1 protein-coding gene is annotated in these 470 nt (G+C 48.7%); it reads right to left on the bottom strand.

The genetic code is table 11. The annotated features are described in order from the left end of the window. On the bottom strand, window positions 1-470 hold a 470-nt coding region (locus tag ACTD9P_RS29805; protein WP_438870443.1), incomplete at both ends, for a ribonuclease H-like domain-containing protein.

A 470-nucleotide genomic window follows, 5' to 3' on the forward strand; every position in this document is an offset into this window, starting at 1 on the left:
CTAATTTATGTTTCCAAAGCCGTCTCGCCCCGTGCAGAAGATCAAAGTGCCCGAAGTCAGGAAGTTTCGGAAGCCTGTCCCGCAGCAATGTATGCCTGGTTTTTACCTGCGGCCAGTCAAAGGCTTTTCCGTTATACGTAACAAGGGACGTAATGTCAACCTCACTTAAAAAGCTTTTGTAAAGAGCTGTCTCGTTTCCCGGTTTAGGGAGCAGATGCTGTTTAACCGCGACACGGTCTTCAGACACTCTTGCATGGCCGAGCAAAAAGATCATATTGCCTGCCCCGCCGCCGAGGCCGGTCGTTTCAGTATCAAAGAAGAACAGCTGGCTTTTTTCGTATCCTTCTGCTGATAAAGTATGTGTCAAACCGCCTTTATTCCATAATGCCATGACGTCATAAAGTTCACTGAAGCTGTACCGTCCGTGGCGGTGCGAAAGCGGATAGACGGTTTCGCGGATAAGACAGTAT

It is taken from the genome of Pseudomonas onubensis (assembly GCF_965653655.1).
Taxonomy (GTDB): Bacteria; Pseudomonadota; Gammaproteobacteria; order Pseudomonadales; family Pseudomonadaceae; genus Aquipseudomonas.